14 protein-coding genes and 1 riboswitch are annotated in these 22,001 nt (G+C 35.8%); of the genes, 11 read left to right on the top strand and 3 right to left on the bottom strand.

The window, feature by feature from the left end; genetic code table 11:
• Nucleotides 1–17 precede the first annotated feature (17 nt).
• Together dapA and AMD00_RS20900 are read left to right on the top strand one after the other, a co-directional pair.
• Complete coding sequence (dapA, locus tag AMD00_RS20905) at nucleotides 18–911, top strand: 4-hydroxy-tetrahydrodipicolinate synthase (protein ID WP_053418929.1); 894 nt, start codon at nucleotides 18–20, stop codon at nucleotides 909–911.
• A gap of 114 nt (nucleotides 912–1,025) precedes the next feature.
• On the top strand, nucleotides 1,026–2,519 hold the full coding sequence (locus AMD00_RS20900) for an aldehyde dehydrogenase family protein (protein ID WP_053418928.1): 1,494 nt from the start codon (nucleotides 1,026–1,028) through the stop codon (nucleotides 2,517–2,519).
• A 122-nt stretch (nucleotides 2,520–2,641) separates the two neighbouring features.
• Here AMD00_RS20900 and rpoN read toward each other — a convergent pair whose 3' ends face one another.
• Nucleotides 2,642–3,934: an RNA polymerase factor sigma-54 gene (rpoN, locus tag AMD00_RS20895; RefSeq protein ID WP_053418927.1), complete on the bottom strand. Its 1,293-nt coding sequence runs from the start codon at nucleotides 3,932–3,934 to the stop codon at nucleotides 2,642–2,644.
• Between the two features lie 307 nt (nucleotides 3,935–4,241).
• On the opposite strand from rpoN, the gene opp3b reads away from it, so the two are divergent.
• The 4 genes from opp3b to AMD00_RS20875 are packed head-to-tail and all read left to right on the top strand — an operon-like array spanning nucleotide 4,242 to nucleotide 8,571.
• The gene (gene opp3b, locus AMD00_RS20890; protein ID WP_053418926.1) at nucleotides 4,242–5,168 is read left to right on the top strand and encodes an oligopeptide ABC transporter permease; all 927 of its coding nucleotides are present in this window, start codon (nucleotides 4,242–4,244) and stop codon (nucleotides 5,166–5,168) included.
• A complete protein-coding gene (gene opp3C / locus AMD00_RS20885) occupies nucleotides 5,168–6,202 on the top strand; it encodes an oligopeptide ABC transporter permease (RefSeq protein WP_053418925.1) in 1,035 nt (344 codons plus the stop codon). The genes opp3b and opp3C overlap by 1 nt, the downstream gene beginning before the upstream one ends.
• Before the next feature lie 12 nt (nucleotides 6,203–6,214).
• The gene (locus AMD00_RS24200; RefSeq protein WP_083446322.1) at nucleotides 6,215–8,200 is read left to right on the top strand and encodes an ABC transporter ATP-binding protein; all 1,986 of its coding nucleotides are present in this window, start codon (nucleotides 6,215–6,217) and stop codon (nucleotides 8,198–8,200) included.
• The gene (locus AMD00_RS20875; RefSeq protein WP_245639572.1) at nucleotides 8,200–8,571 is read left to right on the top strand and encodes a DUF3899 domain-containing protein; all 372 of its coding nucleotides are present in this window, start codon (nucleotides 8,200–8,202) and stop codon (nucleotides 8,569–8,571) included. The genes AMD00_RS24200 and AMD00_RS20875 overlap by 1 nt, the downstream gene beginning before the upstream one ends.
• A 108-nt stretch (nucleotides 8,572–8,679) precedes the next feature.
• Here the strand turns inward: AMD00_RS20875 and AMD00_RS20870 are convergent, their stop codons facing one another.
• A complete protein-coding gene (locus AMD00_RS20870) occupies nucleotides 8,680–10,341 on the bottom strand; it encodes a peptide ABC transporter substrate-binding protein (RefSeq protein ID WP_053418924.1) in 1,662 nt (553 codons plus the stop codon).
• Nucleotides 10,342–10,522: 181 nt separating this feature from the next.
• Here AMD00_RS20870 and AMD00_RS20865 point away from each other — a divergent pair, with 181 nt between their 5' ends.
• On the top strand, nucleotides 10,523–11,602 hold the full coding sequence (locus AMD00_RS20865; protein WP_053418923.1) for a M24 family metallopeptidase: 1,080 nt from the start codon (nucleotides 10,523–10,525) through the stop codon (nucleotides 11,600–11,602).
• A 69-nt stretch (nucleotides 11,603–11,671) separates the two neighbouring features.
• Here AMD00_RS20865 and AMD00_RS20860 read toward each other — a convergent pair whose 3' ends face one another.
• Nucleotides 11,672–13,705 carry a Na+/H+ antiporter gene (locus AMD00_RS20860; RefSeq protein WP_053418922.1) on the bottom strand — a complete coding sequence of 678 codons (2,034 nt, stop codon included), beginning with the start codon at nucleotides 13,703–13,705 and terminating at the stop codon, nucleotides 11,672–11,674.
• A 260-nt stretch (nucleotides 13,706–13,965) separates the two neighbouring features.
• On the opposite strand from AMD00_RS20860, the gene AMD00_RS20855 reads away from it, so the two are divergent.
• The 4 genes from AMD00_RS20855 to metH all read left to right on the top strand — a co-directional run bounded on the left by AMD00_RS20855 (nucleotide 13,966) and on the right by metH (nucleotide 21,784).
• Nucleotides 13,966–15,357 carry a protoporphyrinogen oxidase gene (locus AMD00_RS20855; RefSeq protein ID WP_053418921.1) on the top strand — a complete coding sequence of 464 codons (1,392 nt, stop codon included), beginning with the start codon at nucleotides 13,966–13,968 and terminating at the stop codon, nucleotides 15,355–15,357.
• Nucleotides 15,358–15,492: 135 nt separating this feature from the next.
• The gene (locus AMD00_RS20850) at nucleotides 15,493–16,161 is read left to right on the top strand and encodes a class A sortase (protein WP_053418920.1); all 669 of its coding nucleotides are present in this window, start codon (nucleotides 15,493–15,495) and stop codon (nucleotides 16,159–16,161) included.
• A 168-nt stretch (nucleotides 16,162–16,329) separates the two neighbouring features.
• Nucleotides 16,330–16,436, top strand: a riboswitch (SAM riboswitch).
• Nucleotides 16,437–16,509: 73 nt separating this feature from the next.
• Nucleotides 16,510–18,369, top strand: coding sequence for a bifunctional homocysteine S-methyltransferase/methylenetetrahydrofolate reductase (locus AMD00_RS20845; RefSeq protein WP_053418919.1), 1,860 nt, complete (start codon nucleotides 16,510–16,512; stop codon nucleotides 18,367–18,369).
• Entirely contained in the window at nucleotides 18,350–21,784 is a 3,435-nt protein-coding gene (metH, locus tag AMD00_RS20840) for a methionine synthase (RefSeq protein ID WP_053418918.1), read from the top strand. The genes AMD00_RS20845 and metH overlap by 20 nt, the downstream gene beginning before the upstream one ends.
• Nucleotides 21,785–22,001: the final 217 nt, after the last annotated feature.

Genomic DNA, 22,001 nt, shown 5'->3' with positions numbered 1-22,001 from the left:
TTTGAGGAGGAATTAACATGACAAAATTAGAAGGCGTATTTCCAGTATTAATCACACCTATGTTCGACAATGGTGAAGTGAATTGGGAAGGATTCAAAAACAATATTGAGTATTTTGTTGCACAAAACGTAGGTGGTATCACGATTAATGGTAGTACAGGAGAATTTGTTAGTTTAACAAAAGAAGAACGTTTTAAAGCAGTTGAAATCGCTGTTGCACAAGTAAATGGTCGTATACCCCTAATTGTTGGTACAGCAGCAGAAACGACTGCTGATGCAATTGAGTTTACAAAACAAGCTGAAGAAGCAGGTGCTGATGCAGCATTATTAATCAATTCATACTATGCTCACCCAAAAGAAAATGAAATCTACGAGCATTTCAAAGAAGTAGCAGAATCTGTGAAATTACCAATAATGATTTATAATAATCCGTTCACATCTGGCGTAAATATTAGCCAAGAAACGATTTTACAAGTCGGTCGTGACGTAGAGAATATTACACATATTAAAGAATCAAGTGGTGAAATCCGTAAAGTACGTGATATTACACGCCAAGGTAAAGGATTTATCAAAACATTCTGTGGTGCAGATGATTTAGTATTAGAGTCATTCCTAGTTGGAGCGACAGGATGGATTTCAGTAGCAGGTAATATTGCGCCAAAATTAGCGGTGGAACTATATGAGAGTGTGCAAAATGGCGATCTAGATAATGCTTGGTCAGTATATGATCGCTTATTACCATTATGTAACTTCCTTGAAGGTTCAGGAAAATATGTGCAAATTGTTAAACGCGCAATGGAGATTAAAGGATTAGCGGGTGGCCCAGCACGTAAACCACGCTTACCATTGAATGAGGAAGAAGAAGCACAATTACAAGAACTTATTAAAAATGTAGAAACAGTACCACAATAGTTTAATAGAAAACTATTAAAGGAATATGACAGTAAAGAGAAAATAATCCTCTTTTAGTGAATAACTATTAGAGGATTGTTTTCGGTCAATTTAATTTTGGAGGGAGTATGAGATATGACAACAATTAATTATAGTCTAAAAGAAAAAGTAGTAGAATTTCTAAACGGAACTATCGGCTTGTATATTAACGGAGAATACGTACCATCTATTAGTGGGGGAAAGATAGACGTTATTGACCCTGCTACAGAGGAAATCATCACACAAGTATGTGAGGCTCAAGCAGAAGATATTGATGTAGCAGTAACTGCAGCTCGTAATGCTTTCGATGAGGGTGAATGGACGAAATTAGAAGCAGCAGAGCGATCACGTCTTATGTACAAATTTGCGGATTTATTAGAGGAACATCGTGAGGAACTTGCACAATTAGAGTCACTTGATAATGGTAAACCGTATGAAGTGGCTTTGGCAGATGATATCGATGGTACAATTCAGCATTTTAGATATTATTCAGGATGGGCAACAAAAAGTGTAGGTAATACAGTTCCGGTTTCTCCTGATTACGTAACTTATACGGTTCACGAGCCAGTAGGTGTTGTGGGGCAGATAATTCCGTGGAATTTCCCGTTAGCGATGGCCGCTTGGAAACTTGGAGCTGCTTTGGCAGTAGGTTGTACCGTAGTTATTAAGCCGGCGGCAGAAACGCCATTGTCATTATTATACGCGGCTAAATTATTTAAAGAAGCGGGTTTCCCAGATGGTGTTGTAAATGTTGTTCCAGGATCGGGTCAAGGAGCAGGCGGGGCAATTGTAGAGCATCCTCATGTTGATAGAGTGGCGTTTACAGGATCTACTGCGACGGGTAAAAAAGTAATGGAAACAGCTGCACAGCAAATTAAAGGTGTGACATTAGAACTTGGTGGTAAATCGCCAAGCATCATTTTAGAAGATGCTAACTTGGAAGAAGCTATTGAAGGTGTTTTCAATGGGATTATGTATAACCACGGTCAAAACTGTAGTGCGTGCTCACGCTTGTTTATTCACCGCAAACATCATGATTATGTTGTTGGGGAATTAGTGAAGCGAGCTAATCAGTTAAAACTAGGACGTGGTTTAGAGCCGTCAACAGATATGGGCCCATTAGTATCTGCAAAACAGCAAAATACTGTTTTAGGCTATATTGAAAAAGGAAAAGCTGAAGGTGCAAAATTAGTTGCAGGTGGCGGCAAGCCATTTGATAAAGGATATTTTGTAGAACCTACTATTTTTGTAGATGTTGAAGATCATATGACTATTGCTCGTGAGGAGATTTTTGGACCAGTACTTGCTGTATTTGTATTTGACACAGTTGATGAGGTTATTCGACGTGCAAATGATAGTGACTATGGTTTAGCTGCTAGCGTATGGACTGAGAATATTAAAACAGGTCATTATATCGCCAACCGTTTACAATCAGGGACAGTATGGATTAATGATTTCGGTCTTGAATGGGAAACAATGCCGTTTGGAGGTTATAAAAAATCCGGGGTTGGTAGAGAAATGGGCGGAGAATATGGCCTAGCAAATTACACTGAGGTTAAGAGTGTATTTGTGAATATTAAACGTTCATAGTTAATCGACTTTAAAAAGAGATGTTTTAAGACTGCGTAAAATTTAGAGTAACATTTCAATATTACTATTATAGAAAATGCTCGATATCCTATTAAGGGGTATCGAGCATTTTGTAGTTCAGATTAAAGTTCCTTACGCTTACTAGCAGAAGGAATTCTCATTTCTTCGCGGTATTTATTGATTGTCCTCCTAGAGATTGTGATGCCATATTCGGAGTTGAAATATTCCGCCATTTTTTGATCGGAATAGGGTTTTATTTTATTTTCTTCAGCAATGAGCTCCTGCAAAAGAGTCTTTACTCTTTCTTGTGAAATCGTATGACCATCTTTTGTTTCGAGTTTAGATGTAAATAAGTTTTTAAGTTCAAATGTACCAATTGGTGTTTGAACAAACTTATTGGTTGTTGCTCGACTTACGGTAGATTCATGCATTTCTATAGCTTCTGCTACTTCTTTTAAAGTAAGTGGTTGTAAAGCAGAAAAACCTTTAAGAAAAAATTCCTGCTGCTTTTCTAAAAGTACCTGCATGATTTTAATAATTGTATTACGACGTTGTTCAATGCTGTTAATGAGCCAATTATAGTTTTTATAATGCTCATTAATATATTTTTTTTCATCACGATTAGCAGTCGGTAAGTTCATATAAAAACTATTTAATTGGATATTTGGCAAGTAAGTATCATTTAAATGGAATAGTAGTTGATGATTATGTTCTTCCACAATAATATCTGGACGCAAATATTCCGTTGTTTCATGACTCATAACAGCACAGGGTTTCGGGTTCAAGGTTTTAATCAAATCATTGCATTCTTTTATTTCTGAGAGTGAAATATGCATTTTATTGGCGATAACTTGCCATTTTTTATCTGCCAATAAACTTAAATGTTCATTAATAAGTATAGTTAGTTGTTGATGTTCAGGATATCGATCACGAGCTTGTAATGTTAGACATTCTTCTAATGTACGGGCACCAATACCAGAAGGACCGATTTGTTGTAATAGTTGTATTCCTTCAGTAATTTCTTTTGTTTCAGAAGTGGTATGTATGTGATCCGTTTGGAAGTATCCTTGATCATTTAAATTATAAATAATGTACTTTAACTGTTTTTGTATGTAGTCATCATTGAAATTAAGTTTTACTAATTTATATAAATAATCTCTAAAATCAATTTCAGCTTTATATGTAATATCTGTAGTTTCTTTTCTTGAGTGATTCGAAAAAGTGTACATAGGTAACTTTTCGACGTATTGATCATCTGCTTTTTCTTGAAGTTCAATTAAAGGGTTCTCTAATTCTTGTTGCCGGATAAATTGTTCTAAATCATCATTAGAGTATTGAAGTAACTCGATTGACTGTCTAAGTTGAACCGTCATTAACATTTTCAATTCCTGGCGTTGTTGAATTACAAGTTCCATATAATCCCCCTCTAATCTAATTCAACCATTATTTAATTATTGTAGCACATGTTCTATTTCTTAAAATATAAGTATTTCTATGAAAATATACCAAAGAAGAAATCGTTTCCATTCAAATTTTCAGTATTATTCCATTTAAAGTAAAAGAAATAGTGGTTAATGTAGTTATTTTCTAATGATAGATTATTTTGAATATAAAATCAAAATATGTCTTGTTGTGTCGGTAGAAACTCGAAGTGGCATGAAGATTGCATATAATAATATGGAAATGAAGGATTTCAATTTAATGGGAGATGGGGGGTATTTTATGTTTCGATATATTATGAGTAGGATTGGTTATATGTTTGTTACATTGTTTATCATTATTTTATTATCTTTTGTATTAATGCAGACGTTACCTGGGTCACCTTTTAATGATGAAAAATTGCCACCTGCACAAAAAGAAATATTATACGAAAAGTATGGGTTAGATAAGCCGGTAGCCGAACAGTTTGTAATTTACTTGAAAAATTTATCACAAGGGGATCTAGGTGTTTCCTTTACCTTTGACAATCGTCCAGTAACGAAGATTATTAGTGAACGCATTGGCGCATCAGCTGTTTTAGGGATACAAGCGATTCTATTAGGGACGATGGTAGGTTTATTATTAGGTATTTTAGCTGCACTAAGACATAACTCATTTTGGGATTATGGTGCCATGTTAATAGCAGTATTGGGTATTTCAATTCCATCATTTGTATTTGCAGGGTTTTTACAATATTGGGTAGGGGTCAAACTAGAGTGGTTACCAATTGCCTTTTGGGGAGGATTTGAATATTCAATTTTGCCGACATTTGCGCTGTCAGTGAGTGTTGTTGCAACGATTGCTAGATTTACACGAATCGAAATGTTAGAAGTCTTAGGACAGGAGTATATTATAACTGCAAAATCAAAAGGGCTATCCAGTTTCGAAATCATAGGTAAGCATGGAATAAGAAACGCACTTATTCCTATTATTACAATTATCGGTCCACTAATTGTTAATACTATTACGGGTTCACTTGTTATTGAGAAGATTTTTAGTATACCAGGATTGGGCGAACAATTTGTAAATTCAATTATTACGAATGACTACCAACTGATTATGGGAACCACTATTTTTTACGCTGTTCTCTTCATAGTAGTTGTATTAATTGTAGATATTTTATACGGCTTTATTGATCCGCGTATTAGAGTAGCGGGGGGGAACCGATAATGGTAATAAAACATGATGAAAATTTAAAAGTAAAAAAGTATACACCTGATTTATTTGAACCATCCAATCAAGATGCAATAAAAAGAGAACAAATCATGAGACCTGAGCAATCCTTTTGGCAGGATGCCTGGAATAGGCTGAAAAAAAATAAAGCGGCTTTCTTAGGTTTACTGATTATTGCAGGTGTCATTTTATTGGCGATATTTGGACCTTATATGAACAGTCATGGTTATGACGAACAAGATTTAACCCGCACTAATTTGCCACCGAAGATTCCTGTGCTAGAGAATATTTCATTCTTAGGGGTTGATGGCAAGGATATTCGTAATGTCGATCAATATGCTTCTAAAAACGTTGATGAGTTCTTTTGGTTTGGTACAGATGAATTGGGACGAGATTTATGGACGAGAGTTTGGCAAGGGACTAGAATTTCGTTATATATTGCTTTTTTAGCAGCCACTATTGATTTAATTATTGGCGTAGCATATGGAGCGATATCTTCATTTTATGGAGGAAGACTTGATACATTGATGCAACGTATTATTGAAGTTCTAGTTGGGATTCCAGGTTTAATTGTCAATATACTATTGATTTTAATACTAAAGCCTGGGATTCTTTCAATTACATTAGCAATGGTTATCGTAGGTTGGATAGGAATGGCTCGGATTGTCCGAGCACAAATACTAAAGTTGAAAGGTCAAGAATATGTATTAGCTTCTAAAACTTTAGGTGCGAGCAACCAGCGTTTAATATGGAAGCATTTGATACCAAATACATTTGGTCCGATTATTGTGGTTACAACTTTCACTATTCCAGGTGCTATTTTTACCGAGGCTTTATTGAGCTTTATTGGCTTAGGATTACAGCCGCCTGTCGCCTCTTTAGGAACCATTGTTAATGATTCTTATAAATTATTGCGAATATATCCTCATGGAATGATCGTATCGTCAATCATTATTAGTTTAATCATGATTAGCTTCAATTTATTAGGTGATGGTTTACGGGATGCGTTTGACCCTAAAATGAGAAAATAAGGGGGATGAAACATGGATAATATACTTCAAGTAAAGAATCTTCATGTATCTTTTGATACATATGCAGGAGAAGTACAAGCTGTACGAGGTGTTTCTTTTGATTTGAAGGCTGGTGAAACACTAGCGATTGTAGGTGAATCAGGTTCAGGGAAATCTGTAACATCAAAAAGTTTGGTGCGATTAAATCCCCCTGATTCTACTAGGGTAAAGAACGGTGAAATCCTGTTTGAGGGAAAAAATATCTTGAATATTACTGAGCAAGAAATGCGTAAAATACGTGGCGCAGATATTGCGATGATTTTCCAGGATCCGATGACCGCATTAAATCCAACGATGACGATTGGAAAACAGATTGCGGAGAGTATCCGAAAACATACTAGTATGGGTGGTGCTAAGGTTAAAGAGCGAGTAATTGAGCTCCTTCAAATGGTCGGAATAAAAGATGCTGAAATTCGAATTAAGCAATATCCGCATCAATTTTCTGGAGGGATGCGGCAACGTATTGTCATTGCAATGGCGTTAGCATGTGAACCTAAGATTATTATTGCTGATGAACCGACAACCGCATTAGACGTTTCAATTCAAGCGCAAATACTGGAGCTTTTAAAACATATACAACAGCAAATGGGTTTATCTATTGTATTTATCACACATGATTTGGGTGTTGTAGCAAAAATGGCTGATCGTGTAGCGGTTATGTATGCAGGCAAGATCATTGAAATCGGCTTGGTAGATGAGGTTTTTTATAAAACAACACATCCGTATACCAAGGGATTACTAGCAGCCATGCCTAGACCAAATATGATGTCAGATGAACTTTATTCAATCCCAGGATCTCCGCCAGATTTACTAAATCTTCCTCAAGGTGATGCATTTGCAGAACGCAATAAACAGGCGTTGAAAATAGATTTTTTAGAAGAACCACCTTTATTTCAGATATCAGATACGCATTTTGCTGCGACATGGCTATTGCATGAACTTGCACCCAAAACAGCGCCATTAGAAAATAAATCTGTGAATCCAATACCTAGTAATCATGCACTAGAAAAGGATCGTATTGCAAAGGGAAATCTGATTTTAGTTAAAGGATTAAAGCAGTATTTTAAATTGGATAAGCATAATACTGTAAAAGCAGTTGATGATATCAGTTTTAATATATATAAGGGCGAAATTTTTGGTTTAGTAGGTGAATCAGGCTGCGGAAAATCAACGACAGGTCGCTCTCTTATTAAACTAAACGAGATGACAGAGGGAGAAGTAATTATAGATGGTAAGGATATTAGAAAAGTGAAGTCTAAGAAGGAGTTACTGGAGTTTAATCGTAAAGTTCAAATGATTTTCCAGGATCCTTATTCTTCTCTCAATCCGAGGATGAAAGTCGCTGACATAATTGCAGAAGGGCTTGATATTCATCAGCTAAATTTAGGGCAGCGTCAAGAAAAAGTATATGAATTACTTGAAACTGTCGGCCTAAATAAAGAGCATGCTAATCGCTACCCTCATGAATTTAGTGGTGGTCAGCGCCAACGTATTGGTATTGCAAGAGCTCTAGCAGTGGAACCAGACTTTATCATTGCGGATGAACCAATTTCTGCGCTAGATGTTTCGATTCAAGCGCAAATAGTAAATTTGCTAAAGAAGTTACAAAAAGAAAAAGGGCTTACTTATTTGTTTATTGCTCACGATTTATCGATGGTGAAATATATTAGTGATCGAATTGGCGTAATGTATAGAGGGAAAATTGTAGAGATGGCTAGCAGTGAAGAATTATATGGAAATCCAATACACCCTTATACAAAATCATTACTATCGGCATTACCACTGCCTGATCCATTGTTAGAAAGAGAGCGAAAACGTATTATCTTTGATGATAAATCTCATGAAGGTAGAAATCGAGAAAATGAGATTCTAAGAGAAGTTAGAGAAGGGCATTTTGTGATGTGCACCGAACAAGAATATGAAGAGTATAAGAAAAATCTTGAGGTGGTGGCTCATTAATGTCTTTTAAAGATGTTTATAGAATCGTAATTTGTATGTTGATTTCTATTGTCTTGTCAGTCGTATTCATCTATGTGTTTGGACAAACAAATGTATTTCTGAGTATATTAAATAATTTGTTTATCATAGCATCTATATTGTTAATAATCGGTGGAGGATTTTTTGTTCTTCAAGGGGGATTCTTCAATGGTATTACTTATAGTTTTAAAAGATTTTTTAGTCGAATAACTAGATTAGGAGAGTATGCTACAGCAATTGACGGAGAAGTTGAATATACTTCAGTTTTTTCAAGTGATTACACGTATCCCATATTAATAGCAGGGGGTATTCAATTTATACTCGTATTGATAATCTCAGTTGTTTATTTTTAAAAAAGAGATGTGAGCAATTTGCTCACATCTCTTTTTAATGAATTATTTTAGAGATTTTTAATCTTGTTATTCGGATAGTGATGTAAGAGTCTGTTAGTTAATCACATTCTATTTTTCGATGTATGCCCATTTATAACTTATATCTGCAGAGAATGGATGCTCATAAAGGTTTTTTACATAAGGTTTCGTCAAGCGGCTAATTCCTGTTTGGTAAGTTGGTGCGAAAGCGGCATCATCTAGCATTAACTTCTCAGCTTGTTGCATTAGTTCCCAACGTTTTTTAGTGTCGACAGTTACTTTCGCTTCTTTGATTAGTTTATCAACACTACTATTACTGTAGTTAGATTGATTGTATGGTGCACCTGTCTCAAATAAATCGATATACGTCATAGGATCTTGGTAGTCAGGTGACCAGCCACCATAATCTAAGTCAAAATCTACTTTAGCTTCTAAAGCTAATTTTTGCTTGTTAGGTTGCATATTAATAGTCATTTCTAAGCCCTTTAGATTTTTTTCAAGTTGATTTTTAATGTATTCGACGGCACTTTTAGTTTGTGCAGTATCATAACTTAGTATGTCTAGAGTAACTTTGTCTGTACCTAGTTCTTTTAATCCTTTAGCCCAATATTCTTGAGCTTTTTTAATATCGGTTTTGTTCATATCACCATTGCCGTCACGGAAGTCTTTACCATCAGGACCTGAAGATAAACCTACTGGTACTAAGAAATATGCTGCGATAGAACCGTTTTTCATAATGACATTTGCCATCGCTTCTTTATCCCAGCCCATATCGATAGCTTTACGGATATTTTGATTAGATAGATATTTATTTTCGTGATTAAAACGTAAAAAGTATGTGTTAGGTTTTAAGAAAGTTGAGAATTCTGGGCTATCTTTGTACTGATCAACAAATTCGCTTGATAAAGTAGCTGTATCAATCTCATTTGCTTCGTATAGGTTCATAGCAGTTGCCGTATCTTTAACGATTTTTTGGTTAATTGTAGTTAGTTTTACAGTATCTTTATCCCAATATTTTTCATTCTTTTTAAATGTCCAGCCTTGACCTTGTTTCCATGATTCCAATACAAAGGGACCATTGTATATCATTTTGTCAGTTTCAAGTGCATACTGGTCGCCTTGTGCTTCTGTGAATTCCTCATTTTGAGGGAAGAAAGGTGCATATGTTGTTAAGCTTAAGAAATATGGAATTGGTCGTTCTAGTTCGATTTCTAATGTATAGTCATCTACTGCTTTAATTCCAAGTTGATCGATTTTACCATACAGTGGGTCGTTTTTATCTTGAATTTTCACAGCATTTTTAATGTCTAGCATTAGGTAAGAATAGACAGCTTGTGTTTCGGGATTAATAGCCTTTGACCAAGCATAAATAAAGTCGTGTGCCGTAACTGGAGCATCGTTACTCCAAACAGCATCTTTTCGAAGTTTGAAAGTATAAGTCTTACCGTCTTCGGATATTTCATGTGACTCTGCGATACCTGGAACTGCTTCGTTTTCAGGCCCAATACGATACAAGCCTTCATAAACAGAGTTCATAGCAGTTACTGCTAGGGCGTCTAAGCTACCGAGTGTACTCATCGTTGTTAAATCCCCTGACGCAGATAGATTTAATACTTGTTCAGCCGTTGAACTGTTAGGGTCATTAGCCTTTTCACCTTCCGTTTTAGTAGTTTCATCCTTACCGTAACAGCCTGTTAAAATAATCATTAAAGAAAATAATAACGTGAAAGAAAACAAAAATTTCTTCTTCATAAAATAAGCCCCCCTATTTTAAAATCCCAACAAACGAAAGGAATCCTATACTCCTTCTGAATGTGAGTCGTAGTAATAGTATGCAATATTCGTGCCTATATTTTTAATTAGGTACGAATTTAGTGGAAGACTGGCATAATACTTGCAACATGTTAAATATTAAATTATTGGAGGGTTGAAAATGGGGAAATTAGAAAAGCTAAGAGCCGTATTAGAAGAGCAAGGGTTGGAAAGTTTAATTATAACTAATGATCAAAATCGACGTTACTTAACAGGGTTTACAGGGAGTGCAGGAACTGTATTGGTAACAAAGAATAAAGCATTTTTATTTGTGGATTTCCGCTATGTTCAACAAGCGCAAGATCAAGCAATGGACTTTACTGTGCAAGAAATTGACCGCGCTGTTATGTATGAAGTAATTTCTAATACATTACAGGAAGAAAATATTGGTAGAGTTGGATTTGAGGAAAAGAATATTACGTATTACTTACATTCATTATTTGCTAAGCATATTCAAGCAGAACTTGTACCCGTTTCAGGCGCAGTTGAAAAATTACGTATGATTAAATTACCTGAAGAAATTGAAAAGATTAAAATAGCGGCAAGTATTTCTGATGCGGCATTTACTCATATATTAGATTATATAAAACCAGGCATATCAGAAATAGATATTGCCAACGAACTAGAGTTTTACATGCGAAAAAAAGGAGCTACTTCGTCTGCTTTTGATATGATTATAGCTTCAGGGCATCGCTCAGCACTACCACATGGTGTCGCTAGTAATAAGTTAATAGAAGAAGGGGATATCATAACGCTTGATTTTGGGGCTTACTATGATGGCTATCGGTCAGACATGACACGTACAATTGCTATTGGACAACCAACAGAAGAAATGAGAGAAATCTATAATATTGTTCATGGCGCACTAGAAAATGCACTTGCTCATATGAAGGCAGGCATTACTGGCAAAGAAGCTGATGCTTTGACTAGACAATATATAGAAGAAAAAGGATTCGGCAAACAATATGGGCATGGTTCTGGACATGGAATTGGGTTAGATATTCATGAGGACATTTTCATGTCTACAGTATCGGAAGATGTATTACAAGAAGGAATGGTGTTGACTGTTGAACCCGGTATTTATTTACCTAATATAGGTGGAGTTCGTATTGAAGATGATGTTTTAATCAAAGAGGATGGAATAGAAATTTTGACTTCTTCTCCAAAAGAGTTAATTATTTTATCTATGTCTATAAAATAAGACAGTTGTCAAAAAATCTATACAGTACAAAAAAGAACGACTGATAATATCAGTCGTTCTTTCTTTATGTTACTCAATTACTTCATACAATGAAATGCTCTCAATATAATTTACAAATCTTCGTAGCTCTTTTTCTTCTGCGCGTTCAATTTCACCGGCTTCGTACATTTTCTGAATTTCCATACGTTCAGTTTCGATTAAAAGAGCCCGTAATTCTTCTTTTATTTCATCTCGTCGTTCGGAATTTTGAGTGACGGATTGTTTCATCCTATCCATAATTTTGCGATATTCGTAAATAATAGAATTTGCAAGATCAGGATTTTCTTCCGATTTAGCATGTTGTTCTAAAGCATCTATACCTGCACCTAAAGCGCGCATACGCAACTCTTTCTTTTGGCGGAAATATTCAATACGCTTATCTTTATTTAGACTGTATCTTTTTCTAGAAGTTCGCCAGTGAAGTAAAATTCTATATAGGATAGCAATTACTTTAGGGCGATTTGGATTACTAATATTTTTTTCACGTTCTTTAAAAGCAGCTTGGCATGCTGAGTATATATCAGGGTCTAAGTTTTGTTCTTTTTGGGTCCTTTCTATATACTCCTTTTCTGCTTTTAAGCCGAGTAAACGCAGGCCCTTTATCTGTTGTTTTCGTTCTTTAGAAGCTAACTTTTCTGCATTGAGCTCTACATCGATCTGATTAAACATTAATTTATATTCGTCTATTAATTCAAAAGCGACAGTTTGGTTTTCTTCAGTCATCACTGAATTGATTTTACGAATTGAAGCAATCAGCAAGCGTTTCTTTGCTTCATTGAAAGTGAGTTTTCCTTCACGTATTTCTAAAACTTCTTCTTCATCAATTAAAAGAGGTAAGAAAATTGTAGCAATCAGCAATGTAAATAAAATAACACTAGATGCTAAAAACAATATCAAGGAGCGTTCTGGAAACAAATCGCCGTTATCGACTAGTAAAGGAAGGGATAAGACCCCTGCCATTGTTACAGCACCACGCACGCCTGTTAAGCTTGTTAGTAAACTCGTTTTCAAACTAGGTTTTTCAATTTCTTGAATTGCGTCTTTTTTATATTCATAGTAAGAAAAAGCGTATGACCAAATGAAACGAATACCTAAAATAACAAAGCCAATGGCAATAGAGTAACCGATGATTTTCCAGTTATTCATAGATGGATTCTCTAATGTTTCGGTCATAGACAATGGAATATTCAATCCAAGTAATAAGAATACAACCCCGTTTAAGATAAACAGTACGATAGACCAAGTGTTTTCTGTAATTAGCTGTTCTTCTGCAATTAAAGTCTCCGTATGATCTTTAACAAGTGCATGAATAATACCACCTACAACAACTGCAATAACCCCAGATGCATGGAAAACATCTTCAGCAATTAAGTAAATAATAAAAGGTGTTAATAGCTGTAATAGTGAATGGAAAACGACATCATGGATGCCCTTCTTCCTAAGGGTAAAGCGCAGCTGTGTAATTATGACGCCTAAGATTAGGCCAAGAATAGCTCCGGCTAAAAATGTATAAGTAAATTCAAAAAGAGCTTCCTTAATTGAAAAATACCCTGTGACAACAGCAGCTACTGCGAATTTGAAAGCAACTAAACCAGAAGCATCATTAATAAGTGATTCACCACGAACGAGATTTAAAATCTTCTCAGGTATTTGGATACGCTTTGCAATACCGTTTACCGCAACTGGATCTGTTGGCGATAAGATGGCTGCAAGTGCAAATGCAGCAGCAAGTGGTATATCAGGAATTAACCAATGAATAAAGTAACCACCGCCAAGTGTCGTTAGAAGAACCAGTATAATGGCATTTCCAAGAATAGGGGCGCGCATTCTCCATAGATCCTCTCTCGGGAAATTGCGTCCATCATTATACAAAAGTGGGGCAACAAAAAGTAATAAAAACCATTCGGATTCAAGCTGAAGCGTCATTTCATTTGCGAATATAGCCAGTAGAATGCCAAGTGCTATTTGGATTAGTGCTGTAGGTATAAATGGAATATAATGTCCAATTACATTTGATAATAATAGGCACACTAATAGTAAAAGGATTGTAATTAATAAATCCATAAAAAACTCCCTTCAAAAAAAGTATCGATAGAAAAGTAAGTAATTATTCATTACCCTTTTTCAGAAAAATGTACTGGATAAAGAAACTTTCAAGACTATTTACGAAAAGACCACGTTAATTTTGACAAAGATGTAAACGTTCGCAAATAAGTACTTAAATAAGTGATGGATATCATGACAGTTTTGAAAATGAAAGTTTATACTAGAACTACAAACAACCAATTAAAATAAAACAGAATCCGCTATGAGGAGTGAATATATTGAAAACAGTTGTTGTAGTTGGTGGCGGTATAACAGGTCTTTCTACTATGCACTATTTACAAAAGGAAAAAGAAGAAAAAGGCTTAGATATAAATTTAGTATTGATAGAAAAGAATGACTACTTAGGCGGTAAAATGCACTCTGTCGAAAAGGACGGCTTTATATTGGAGACGGGTGCAGATTCGATTGTTGCACGTCATTCTAGTGTTATGCCTTTAGTAGAAGATTTAGGATTACAAGATGACCTTGTATATAATGGTACAGGAATTTCGTATATTTACACAAATAATACATTGCACGCAATTCCAGCAGACAGCGTTTTTGGCATTCCTACAAGTGTAGAGTCTCTGGAAAGTAGCACATTAGTTTCGGAAGAAGGAAAAAAAGAGGCGTTAAAAGATTTAGAATTGCCTAATGAATATTTTACAAAGGATAGCTCGATCGGTTCTTTCTTAGAGCATTTTTTAGGAAAAGAACTTGTTGAAAAGCAAATTGCTCCAGTGTTATCAGGGGTCTATTCAGGAAAATTAGATACGTTGACAATGGCTTCAACATTACCGTATTTACTCGATTATAAAGAGCAGTATGGAAGCATTATTAAAGGGTTTGGCGCACATAAAGAAGAATTTCAAAAAGCGGCAAATAAAAAATTCATATCCTTTAAAAATGGATTATCTTCTTTATTTAATCGATTTGAAGAGAAGCTATCAGACGTTACAATATTAAAAGGCGTTTCAACAAATCATATCGAAAAAAGAGATGACAAATATAAACTGACATTTGATAATCACGAAGTAATTGAAGCAGATTTCATCGTGTTAACAACACCACATGATGTAACTAAAAAGCTATTAAAAGATCCAAATTTGGATGAGGACTTTAATGAATTTAGCAATGCCTCACTAATTACGATTTATTTAGGTTTTAACATTCCTGATAGTCAATTACCTGCAGATGGTACAGGTTTTATTGTGTCTGAAAACAGTGACGTCAAATGTAATGCTTGTACATGGACAAGTCGTAAATGGAGCCATACTTCAGAAGATGGCAAATTACTTGTTCGTTTATTTTATAAAAATTCAAATCCGGATTTTGAGAATATGAAGCATTTAAGTAAAGAAGAATTAACTAAAATTGCTTTAAATGATATTGCAAAAAGCCTGAAGATAGAAGCACAGCCTACTGTAGTAGATGTGACAAAATGGAATGATTTAATGCCTGTTTACCATCTTGGCCATGCAAAAACAGTAGAAGCTTTATCAACTAAACTGGCTTCTTCATATGAAAATATATTCCTTGCAGGCTGCTCTTATTACGGTGTAGGTATTGGTCCTTGTATTAAGAACGGGAAAGAAACAGCAGAATCAATTCTAGCTAAATTATCAAAGTAGGTAGAAAAGAGCTAAGGAGATACCAATTTCTTTAGCTCTTTCTTTTTTGATAAAGTTTAACGTTATATCAAACCGCTCGAAAAAGCTAAATGAAGTAATACTATAAAATGAGTGAGTAAAAAGAAGGAGGATAACATGCGGAAAAAGAGAAGTTTAATATTAGGTATCCTTTTGCTAGTAATTGGTTTAGTATTTATTTTCTATCAGCCTATCATGGGGTATTTCATTTCGAATATGTCGAGGGCAACGATTGAGAAACAAGACATAGCATTGGAGATGAAGAATCCAGATGCATCCTTTGATTTTCAACAAGTGGATGATCTAAATGTAAAAGATGTAGTAAAGGCACAATTCAATCAAAAGAAAATAAATGCCATAGGCGTTATTAGTGTACCTCAAGTGAATATGCGATTACCCATTTTATATGGTGTATCGAATACAAACTTAGCCATTGGTGCTGGTACGATGAAACCTGAACAAAAGATGGGGAAAGCTAATTATGCCTTAGCAGGTCATAATATGAATAATGGGAAGGCACTCTTTAGTCCTCTTACAAGTGCGAAGGAAGGTATGCAAGTTTATGTAACTGATTTTAAAAAAATCTATGAATATAAAATTGATAAAATGCATATTGTACAACCGGAGCAAATTGATGTGATTGATGATTCAAATGAAAAATTGATAACGCTTGTTACATGTAATTATGATGGTTCTAAGCGACTGATTATTCAAGGTAAATTGGTTGAAATAAAGAGCTATGATAAGACATCAGCCAATAATATTTTTGCAAATAAACAGTTGTGAAGGCGAGATTGACGTTATAATACGTAATCATCAAAAGTCCTCTTCTTTTGTTTTGTAGTCAAAATATACGTATAATACAGAGTTTTTCTACAATTCAAAAAATCCTCTTGACGATATTCTTTTCTAGGGTTATGATTCTTTTAATTATTCGAACAATTAAATAAATATTTCTTATCAAGAGAAGCTGAGGGACTGGCCCTTTGAAGCTTCAGCAACCAGCCATCTGGTCAGGTGCTAACTCCAGCGGATTTACAGATTGTCCGAAAAGATAAGAAGGAGCGAACATCGTAATCGTCAAGCCTTCTTATCCATAAGAAGGCTTTTTTATGTAGAAAGGAAGGGATTTTAATGGGACTACTTGAAAAATTGCAAACACAAGTGTTAACAGCTGACGGTGCGATGGGCACTTTATTATATTCTTACGGAATTGACTATTGTTATGAGGAATTAAATATTACTAAGCCTGAAGTGATTGAAAATATACATCAACAATATATTAAAGCAGGCGCTGACATTATTCAGACTAATACGTATACAGCGAATGCCATTAAATTAGAACGTTATGGTTTAGAAAGCTCAGTAAAGGAGTTTAATGAATCGGCAATCGCCATTGCAAAACGTGCTGCAGCACCAGGAGGCCAATTTGTCTTAGGAACAATTGGTGGTATTCGCGGTATTCGTAAAAGTGAAGCGACACTAGAAGCGATTATAGCTGCATTAGATGAGCAAGCGGGGTATCTATTAGCTGGTAATCCTGATGGTTTATTACTAGAAACTTACTATGATTTTGAGGAACTTTCATCTGTAGTGAAACATTTGAGAAAATTAACTGACTTACCGATTATCTCCCAAGTGTCAATGCATGAACCAGGTATTTTACAAAATGGTTTATTGTTAAATGATGCACTGCACCAATTAGAAGCTTTGGGTGCAGATATTGTCGGAGTAAACTGTCGTTTAGGCCCACATCATACAATCCAAGCGTTTGAAGATGTTGAATTACCATCCAAAGCATTCTTATCTGCATATCCAAATGCTAGTTTGCTAGATGTAGAAGATGGCAAAATTGTTTACGAATCAGAGGCTGATTATTTTGGTCGTGCTGGTGTTTTGCTACGTGACCAAGGTGTCCGCTTAATTGGTGGATGTTGTGGGACGACACCAAAGCATATAGAGGCTGTGAAAAAACGTATTGCTGATTTACCCCCAATTGAAAATAAAATTGTGAAAAAGAAAAAAGTAATCGAAATTAAAGAAGCGACTCCTGATCATCATGAGCCACTTCACGAAAAGGCAAAAAGGGAACGTACAATCATTGTAGAGCTTGATACCCCTCGCCATCTTGATACGACATCCTTTATAGAAGGGGCGCAAATACTCAACTCAACAGGTGTTGATGCTGTCACTATGGCTGATAATTCATTGGCATCCCCTCGTATTAGTAACATGGCAATGGGCTCAATTTTGAAAACGCAAAATAATATTCGTTCCCTTGCTCATATTACTTGTCGTGATCGCAATCTTATCGGCTTACAATCGCATTTAATGGGTCTAGATGCATTAGGTATTAATGAAATTTTAGCAGTCACTGGAGACCCTACAAAAGTTGGCGATTTCCCGGGTGCAACTAGCGTGTACGATGTCTCAAGCTTAGAGCTACTTCAATTAATTAAACAGTTGAATGAAGGAATATCATTCTCAGGTAAACCTTTGCGTAAAAAGGCGAATTTCTCAATTGCAGCTGCATTTAATCCTAATGTACGGGTGCTTGATAGAGCCGTAAAAAGATTAGAAAAGAAAATTGAGTGTGGAGCAGATTATTTCATCACACAGCCTGTATATACGAAGGAAAAAATAATAGAGATATATGAGGCGACTAAACATTTAGAAACCCCTATTTTCATAGGAATCATGCCGCTAACAGGTATCCGAAATTCAGAGTTTTTACATCATGAAGTACCAGGAATTAAGCTCTCTGATGAAGTGCTTGAAAGAATGCGCGCAACGGGTGATGATAAAAACCTTGCAACTGCAGAAGGCATAGCGATTGCGAAGGAATTAATTGATACAGCCGCAGAGTTATTCAACGGCATTTATATCATTACGCCATTTACACGTTACGACATGTCAGTAGAATTGATTCATTATATTCAAGAGCTAGACCAACAGAAAGTAGGAGATCACAACTATGTTAAAACAACCAATTAAAGAACGACTCCAACAACATATTCTTATATTAGACGGTGCAATGGGGACAATGCTCCAAAATGCTAATTTAACACCAGAGGATTTTGGTGGAGATGAATATGATGGCTGTAATGAATATTTGAATATTACACGACCTGACGTGATCGAAAATGTACATCGGGCTTATTTAGAGGCGGGTTCAGATATTATTAGTACGAATACATTTGGTGGAACTCCTGTAGTGTTAAATGAATATGCACTGGATGATCAAGCGCATGAAATTAACTTATTAGCCGTGCAAATTGCTAAAAAAGTAGCGGATGAATTGTCAACACCTGAATGGCCTCGTTATGTTGCTGGTGCAATGGGACCAACAACTAAAACCTTATCAGTAACGGGGGGGATTACATTTGATGAGCTATTACATGACTTTTACGTGCAAGCAAAGGCATTAATTGAAGGTGGAGCGGATTTATTATTACTTGAAACAAGTCAAGATATGCTGAATGTTAAGGCTGGTACTTTAGGTATTAAACAAGCATTTGAAGAGCTTGGTAAAGAGCTACCTGTGATGATTTCGGGAACAATCGAACCTATGGGTACTACTCTGGCAGGGCAAAGTATAGAAGCCTTTTATATTTCAATTGAACATATTAAACCGTTATCAGTAGGGTTGAACTGTGCTACAGGGCCTGAATTTATGACAGATCATTTACGCTCGCTTTCAGAATTAGCAACAAGCTATGTTAGTTGTTATCCGAATGCAGGTTTACCAGATGAAGAAGGGCATTATCATGAAACTCCAGAATCATTATCTAAAAAGCTTGAAGGTTTTGCGGATAAAGGTTGGTTAAATATCGTTGGGGGTTGTTGTGGTACGACGCCTGAGCACATTAAATCAATCCGTAAAGTAGTAGAAAATAAGCAGCCCCGTCAAATGCCTGAAGCTGAGCATGGTCATGTCGTAGCGGGAATTGAACCGCTTATTTATGATGATTCAATGCGCCCATTATTTGTTGGAGAGCGTACAAATGTTATTGGTTCGCGAAAATTTAAGCGTTTAATAATAGAAGGTAAATTTGAAGAAGCGGCAGAAATTGCTCGTGCCCAGGTGAAAAACGGTGCGCACGTAATGGATATTTGCTTAGCAAACCCTGACCGTGATGAACTTGAAGATATGAAAAACTTCATGACGGAAGTGGTAAAGAAGGTAAAAGTTCCTCTTGTAATCGATTCAACGGATGAAAAGGTAATTGAAGAAGCACTGAAATATTCCCAAGGGAAAGCAATCATAAACTCTATCAATTTAGAGGACGGAGAAGAGCGTTATGATGCTGTTTTACCAATAGTGAAAAAATACGGTGCATCTATCGTTATCGGCACAATTGATGAAAAAGGAATGGCTGTTGACCGCCATAGTAAATTAAAAGTTGCTGAACGTTCTTATGACCTGCTAGTGAATAAATGGGGAATCGCACCAGAAGACATTATTTTCGATCCTCTTGTATTTCCAGTTGGCACGGGTGATGAACAATATATAGGAGCAGCTGAAGAAACGATTGAAGGCATTCGCTTAATCAAAGAAAAAATGCCTCGAGTATTAACTATTTTAGGTGTTAGTAATGTATCGTTTGGTTTACCGCCAGTTGGACGTGAAGTATTAAACGCTGTCTATCTATATCACTGTACACAAGCCGGGCTAGATTATGCAATTGTAAATACAGAGAAATTAGAACGCTATGCTTCAATTCCAGAAGGTGAGATTAACTTAGCAAATGATTTAATCTATAAAACAAACGATAAAACACTAGCTGATTTTACGGATTTCTACCGTGACAAAAAGAAAGAAAAGACCGAAGATGATATTCCGAAAACAGTACCCGAGCGACTAGCATATTATATTATTGAAGGTACAAAAGAAGGGCTAATCCCTGATTTAGAAGCTGCAATGAACATGTACGATTCACCGTTAGAAATTATTAATGGACCTTTGATGACAGGAATGGCTGAAGTTGGACGTTTGTTCAATGATAACCAGTTAATCGTAGCCGAGGTACTACAAAGTGCTGGAGTTATGAAAGCGTCTGTATCATTCCTAGAACAGTTCATGGAAAAAAATGAAAATGACACTGGTAAAGGGAAAGTAATATTAGCAACTGTTAAAGGTGATGTACATGATATTGGAAAAAACCTTGTTGATATTATTTTAAGTAATAATGGTTATAAGGTAATTGATGTTGGTATTAAAGTTACACCTCAAGCACTAATTGAAGTTATTAAAAAAGAACATCCAGATATCGTTGGATTATCAGGATTACTCGTAAAATCAGCACAGCAGATGGTGATTACTGCGCAAGATTTCAAGGATGCAGGCATCATTACTCCAATGCTTGTAGGTGGAGCGGCATTATCAAGACGCTTTACCGAAACGAAAATCGCAGCAGAATATGATGGTCCAGTAATGTATGCAAAAGATGCAATGCATGGTCTTGAGTTAGCTAACAGACTGCAAAGTGATGATAAAGGTGAATTGCTACATGAGTTAGAAGACGCAATTGAAAAACGTGCAGCATCAGAAGAAAAGCGCGCTGCAAGACCAGCTGTTGCTATAGCAGAAAAACCGATTAAAACAGTACGTTCAGATGCACCGGTTTTTGTACCGACTGATTTACGACGACATGTATTAAAAGACTATTCAGTATCCCATTTGTATCCATATGTGAATATGCGTACATTAATTGGCCATCACTTAGGTTTAAGAGGATATAGCGATGAAATGCTTGAAAAAGGTGATTCTCGAGCAGTTGAATTATATGATTTAGTAACAGAATTCTTGGAATCAGGTATGTTAAATCCATCAGGTATGTATCAATTCTTTCCCGCACAAGCAGACGGAGATGATGTAGTCATTTATGACCCAAAAAATAGTAAGACCGTTATTGAGCGCTTTACTTTCCCACGTCAAAATAAGGCGCCGTACTTATGTTTAGCTGATTTCTTGAAAACAGTTGATAGTGGGGAAATGGATTATGTTGCTTTTATGCAAGTAACGGCTGGGCACGGTGTACGTGAGGCTGCAGCGCGTTTGAAAGAGCAAGGGAAATTCCTTGAAAGTCATGCATTCCAAGCAACAGCTCTGGAATTAGCAGAAGGGTTTGCAGAACGCATCCATCAAGAAATTCGAGACCAATGGGGATTCCCAGATGCCACCGATTTCACAATGCGGGACCGTTTTGCAGCAAAATATCAAGGACAGCGTTTTTCATTTGGCTATCCAGCGTGTCCAAATTTAGAAGATCAATCGAAACTATTTGGTTTGATCAAGCCAGAAGATATAGGTGTACATCTTACAGAGGAATTTATGATGTCACCAGAAGCATCCGTTTCAGCAATTGTTTTCGCACATCCTGATGCAAGATATTTCAATGTAGAATAAGAAAAAGCGAGATGGTTTTAAGCCATCTCGCTTTTTGCGTTCTTTTAGATAAATTGTAGGTTTTTTTCGAGAAGCCATCATAATTATTTAATGATGGCTATTAAACAACAAAGTAAGTAGTATCAAGTGGATTTTTCGATATTATTACCAAGTATTAAGACTTGCTATATGACAGATGTCATATGTTAATCATGACAACTATATCTACTAACATGTA

It is taken from the genome of Viridibacillus arvi (assembly GCF_001274945.1).
Taxonomy (GTDB): domain Bacteria; phylum Bacillota; class Bacilli; order Bacillales_A; family Planococcaceae; genus Viridibacillus; species Viridibacillus arvi.
This window is presented reverse-complemented; position numbering and strand designations above follow the sequence as displayed.

Coding starts and splice junctions, on each gene's coding strand:
- dapA (WP_053418929.1), top strand. CDS start 18: ATGACAAAATTAGAAGGCGTATTTCCAGTATTAATCACACCTATGTTC.
- AMD00_RS20900 (WP_053418928.1), top strand. CDS start 1,026: ATGACAACAATTAATTATAGTCTAAAAGAAAAAGTAGTAGAATTTCTA.
- rpoN (WP_053418927.1), bottom strand. CDS start 3,934: ATGGAACTTGTAATTCAACAACGCCAGGAATTGAAAATGTTAATGACG.
- opp3b (WP_053418926.1), top strand. CDS start 4,242: ATGTTTCGATATATTATGAGTAGGATTGGTTATATGTTTGTTACATTG.
- opp3C (WP_053418925.1), top strand. CDS start 5,168: ATGGTAATAAAACATGATGAAAATTTAAAAGTAAAAAAGTATACACCT.
- AMD00_RS24200 (WP_083446322.1), top strand. CDS start 6,215: ATGGATAATATACTTCAAGTAAAGAATCTTCATGTATCTTTTGATACA.
- AMD00_RS20875 (WP_245639572.1), top strand. CDS start 8,200: ATGTCTTTTAAAGATGTTTATAGAATCGTAATTTGTATGTTGATTTCT.
- AMD00_RS20870 (WP_053418924.1), bottom strand. CDS start 10,341: ATGAAGAAGAAATTTTTGTTTTCTTTCACGTTATTATTTTCTTTAATG.
- AMD00_RS20865 (WP_053418923.1), top strand. CDS start 10,523: ATGGGGAAATTAGAAAAGCTAAGAGCCGTATTAGAAGAGCAAGGGTTG.
- AMD00_RS20860 (WP_053418922.1), bottom strand. CDS start 13,705: ATGGATTTATTAATTACAATCCTTTTACTATTAGTGTGCCTATTATTA.
- AMD00_RS20850 (WP_053418920.1), top strand. CDS start 15,493: ATGCGGAAAAAGAGAAGTTTAATATTAGGTATCCTTTTGCTAGTAATT.
- AMD00_RS20845 (WP_053418919.1), top strand. CDS start 16,510: ATGGGACTACTTGAAAAATTGCAAACACAAGTGTTAACAGCTGACGGT.
- metH (WP_053418918.1), top strand. CDS start 18,350: ATGTTAAAACAACCAATTAAAGAACGACTCCAACAACATATTCTTATA.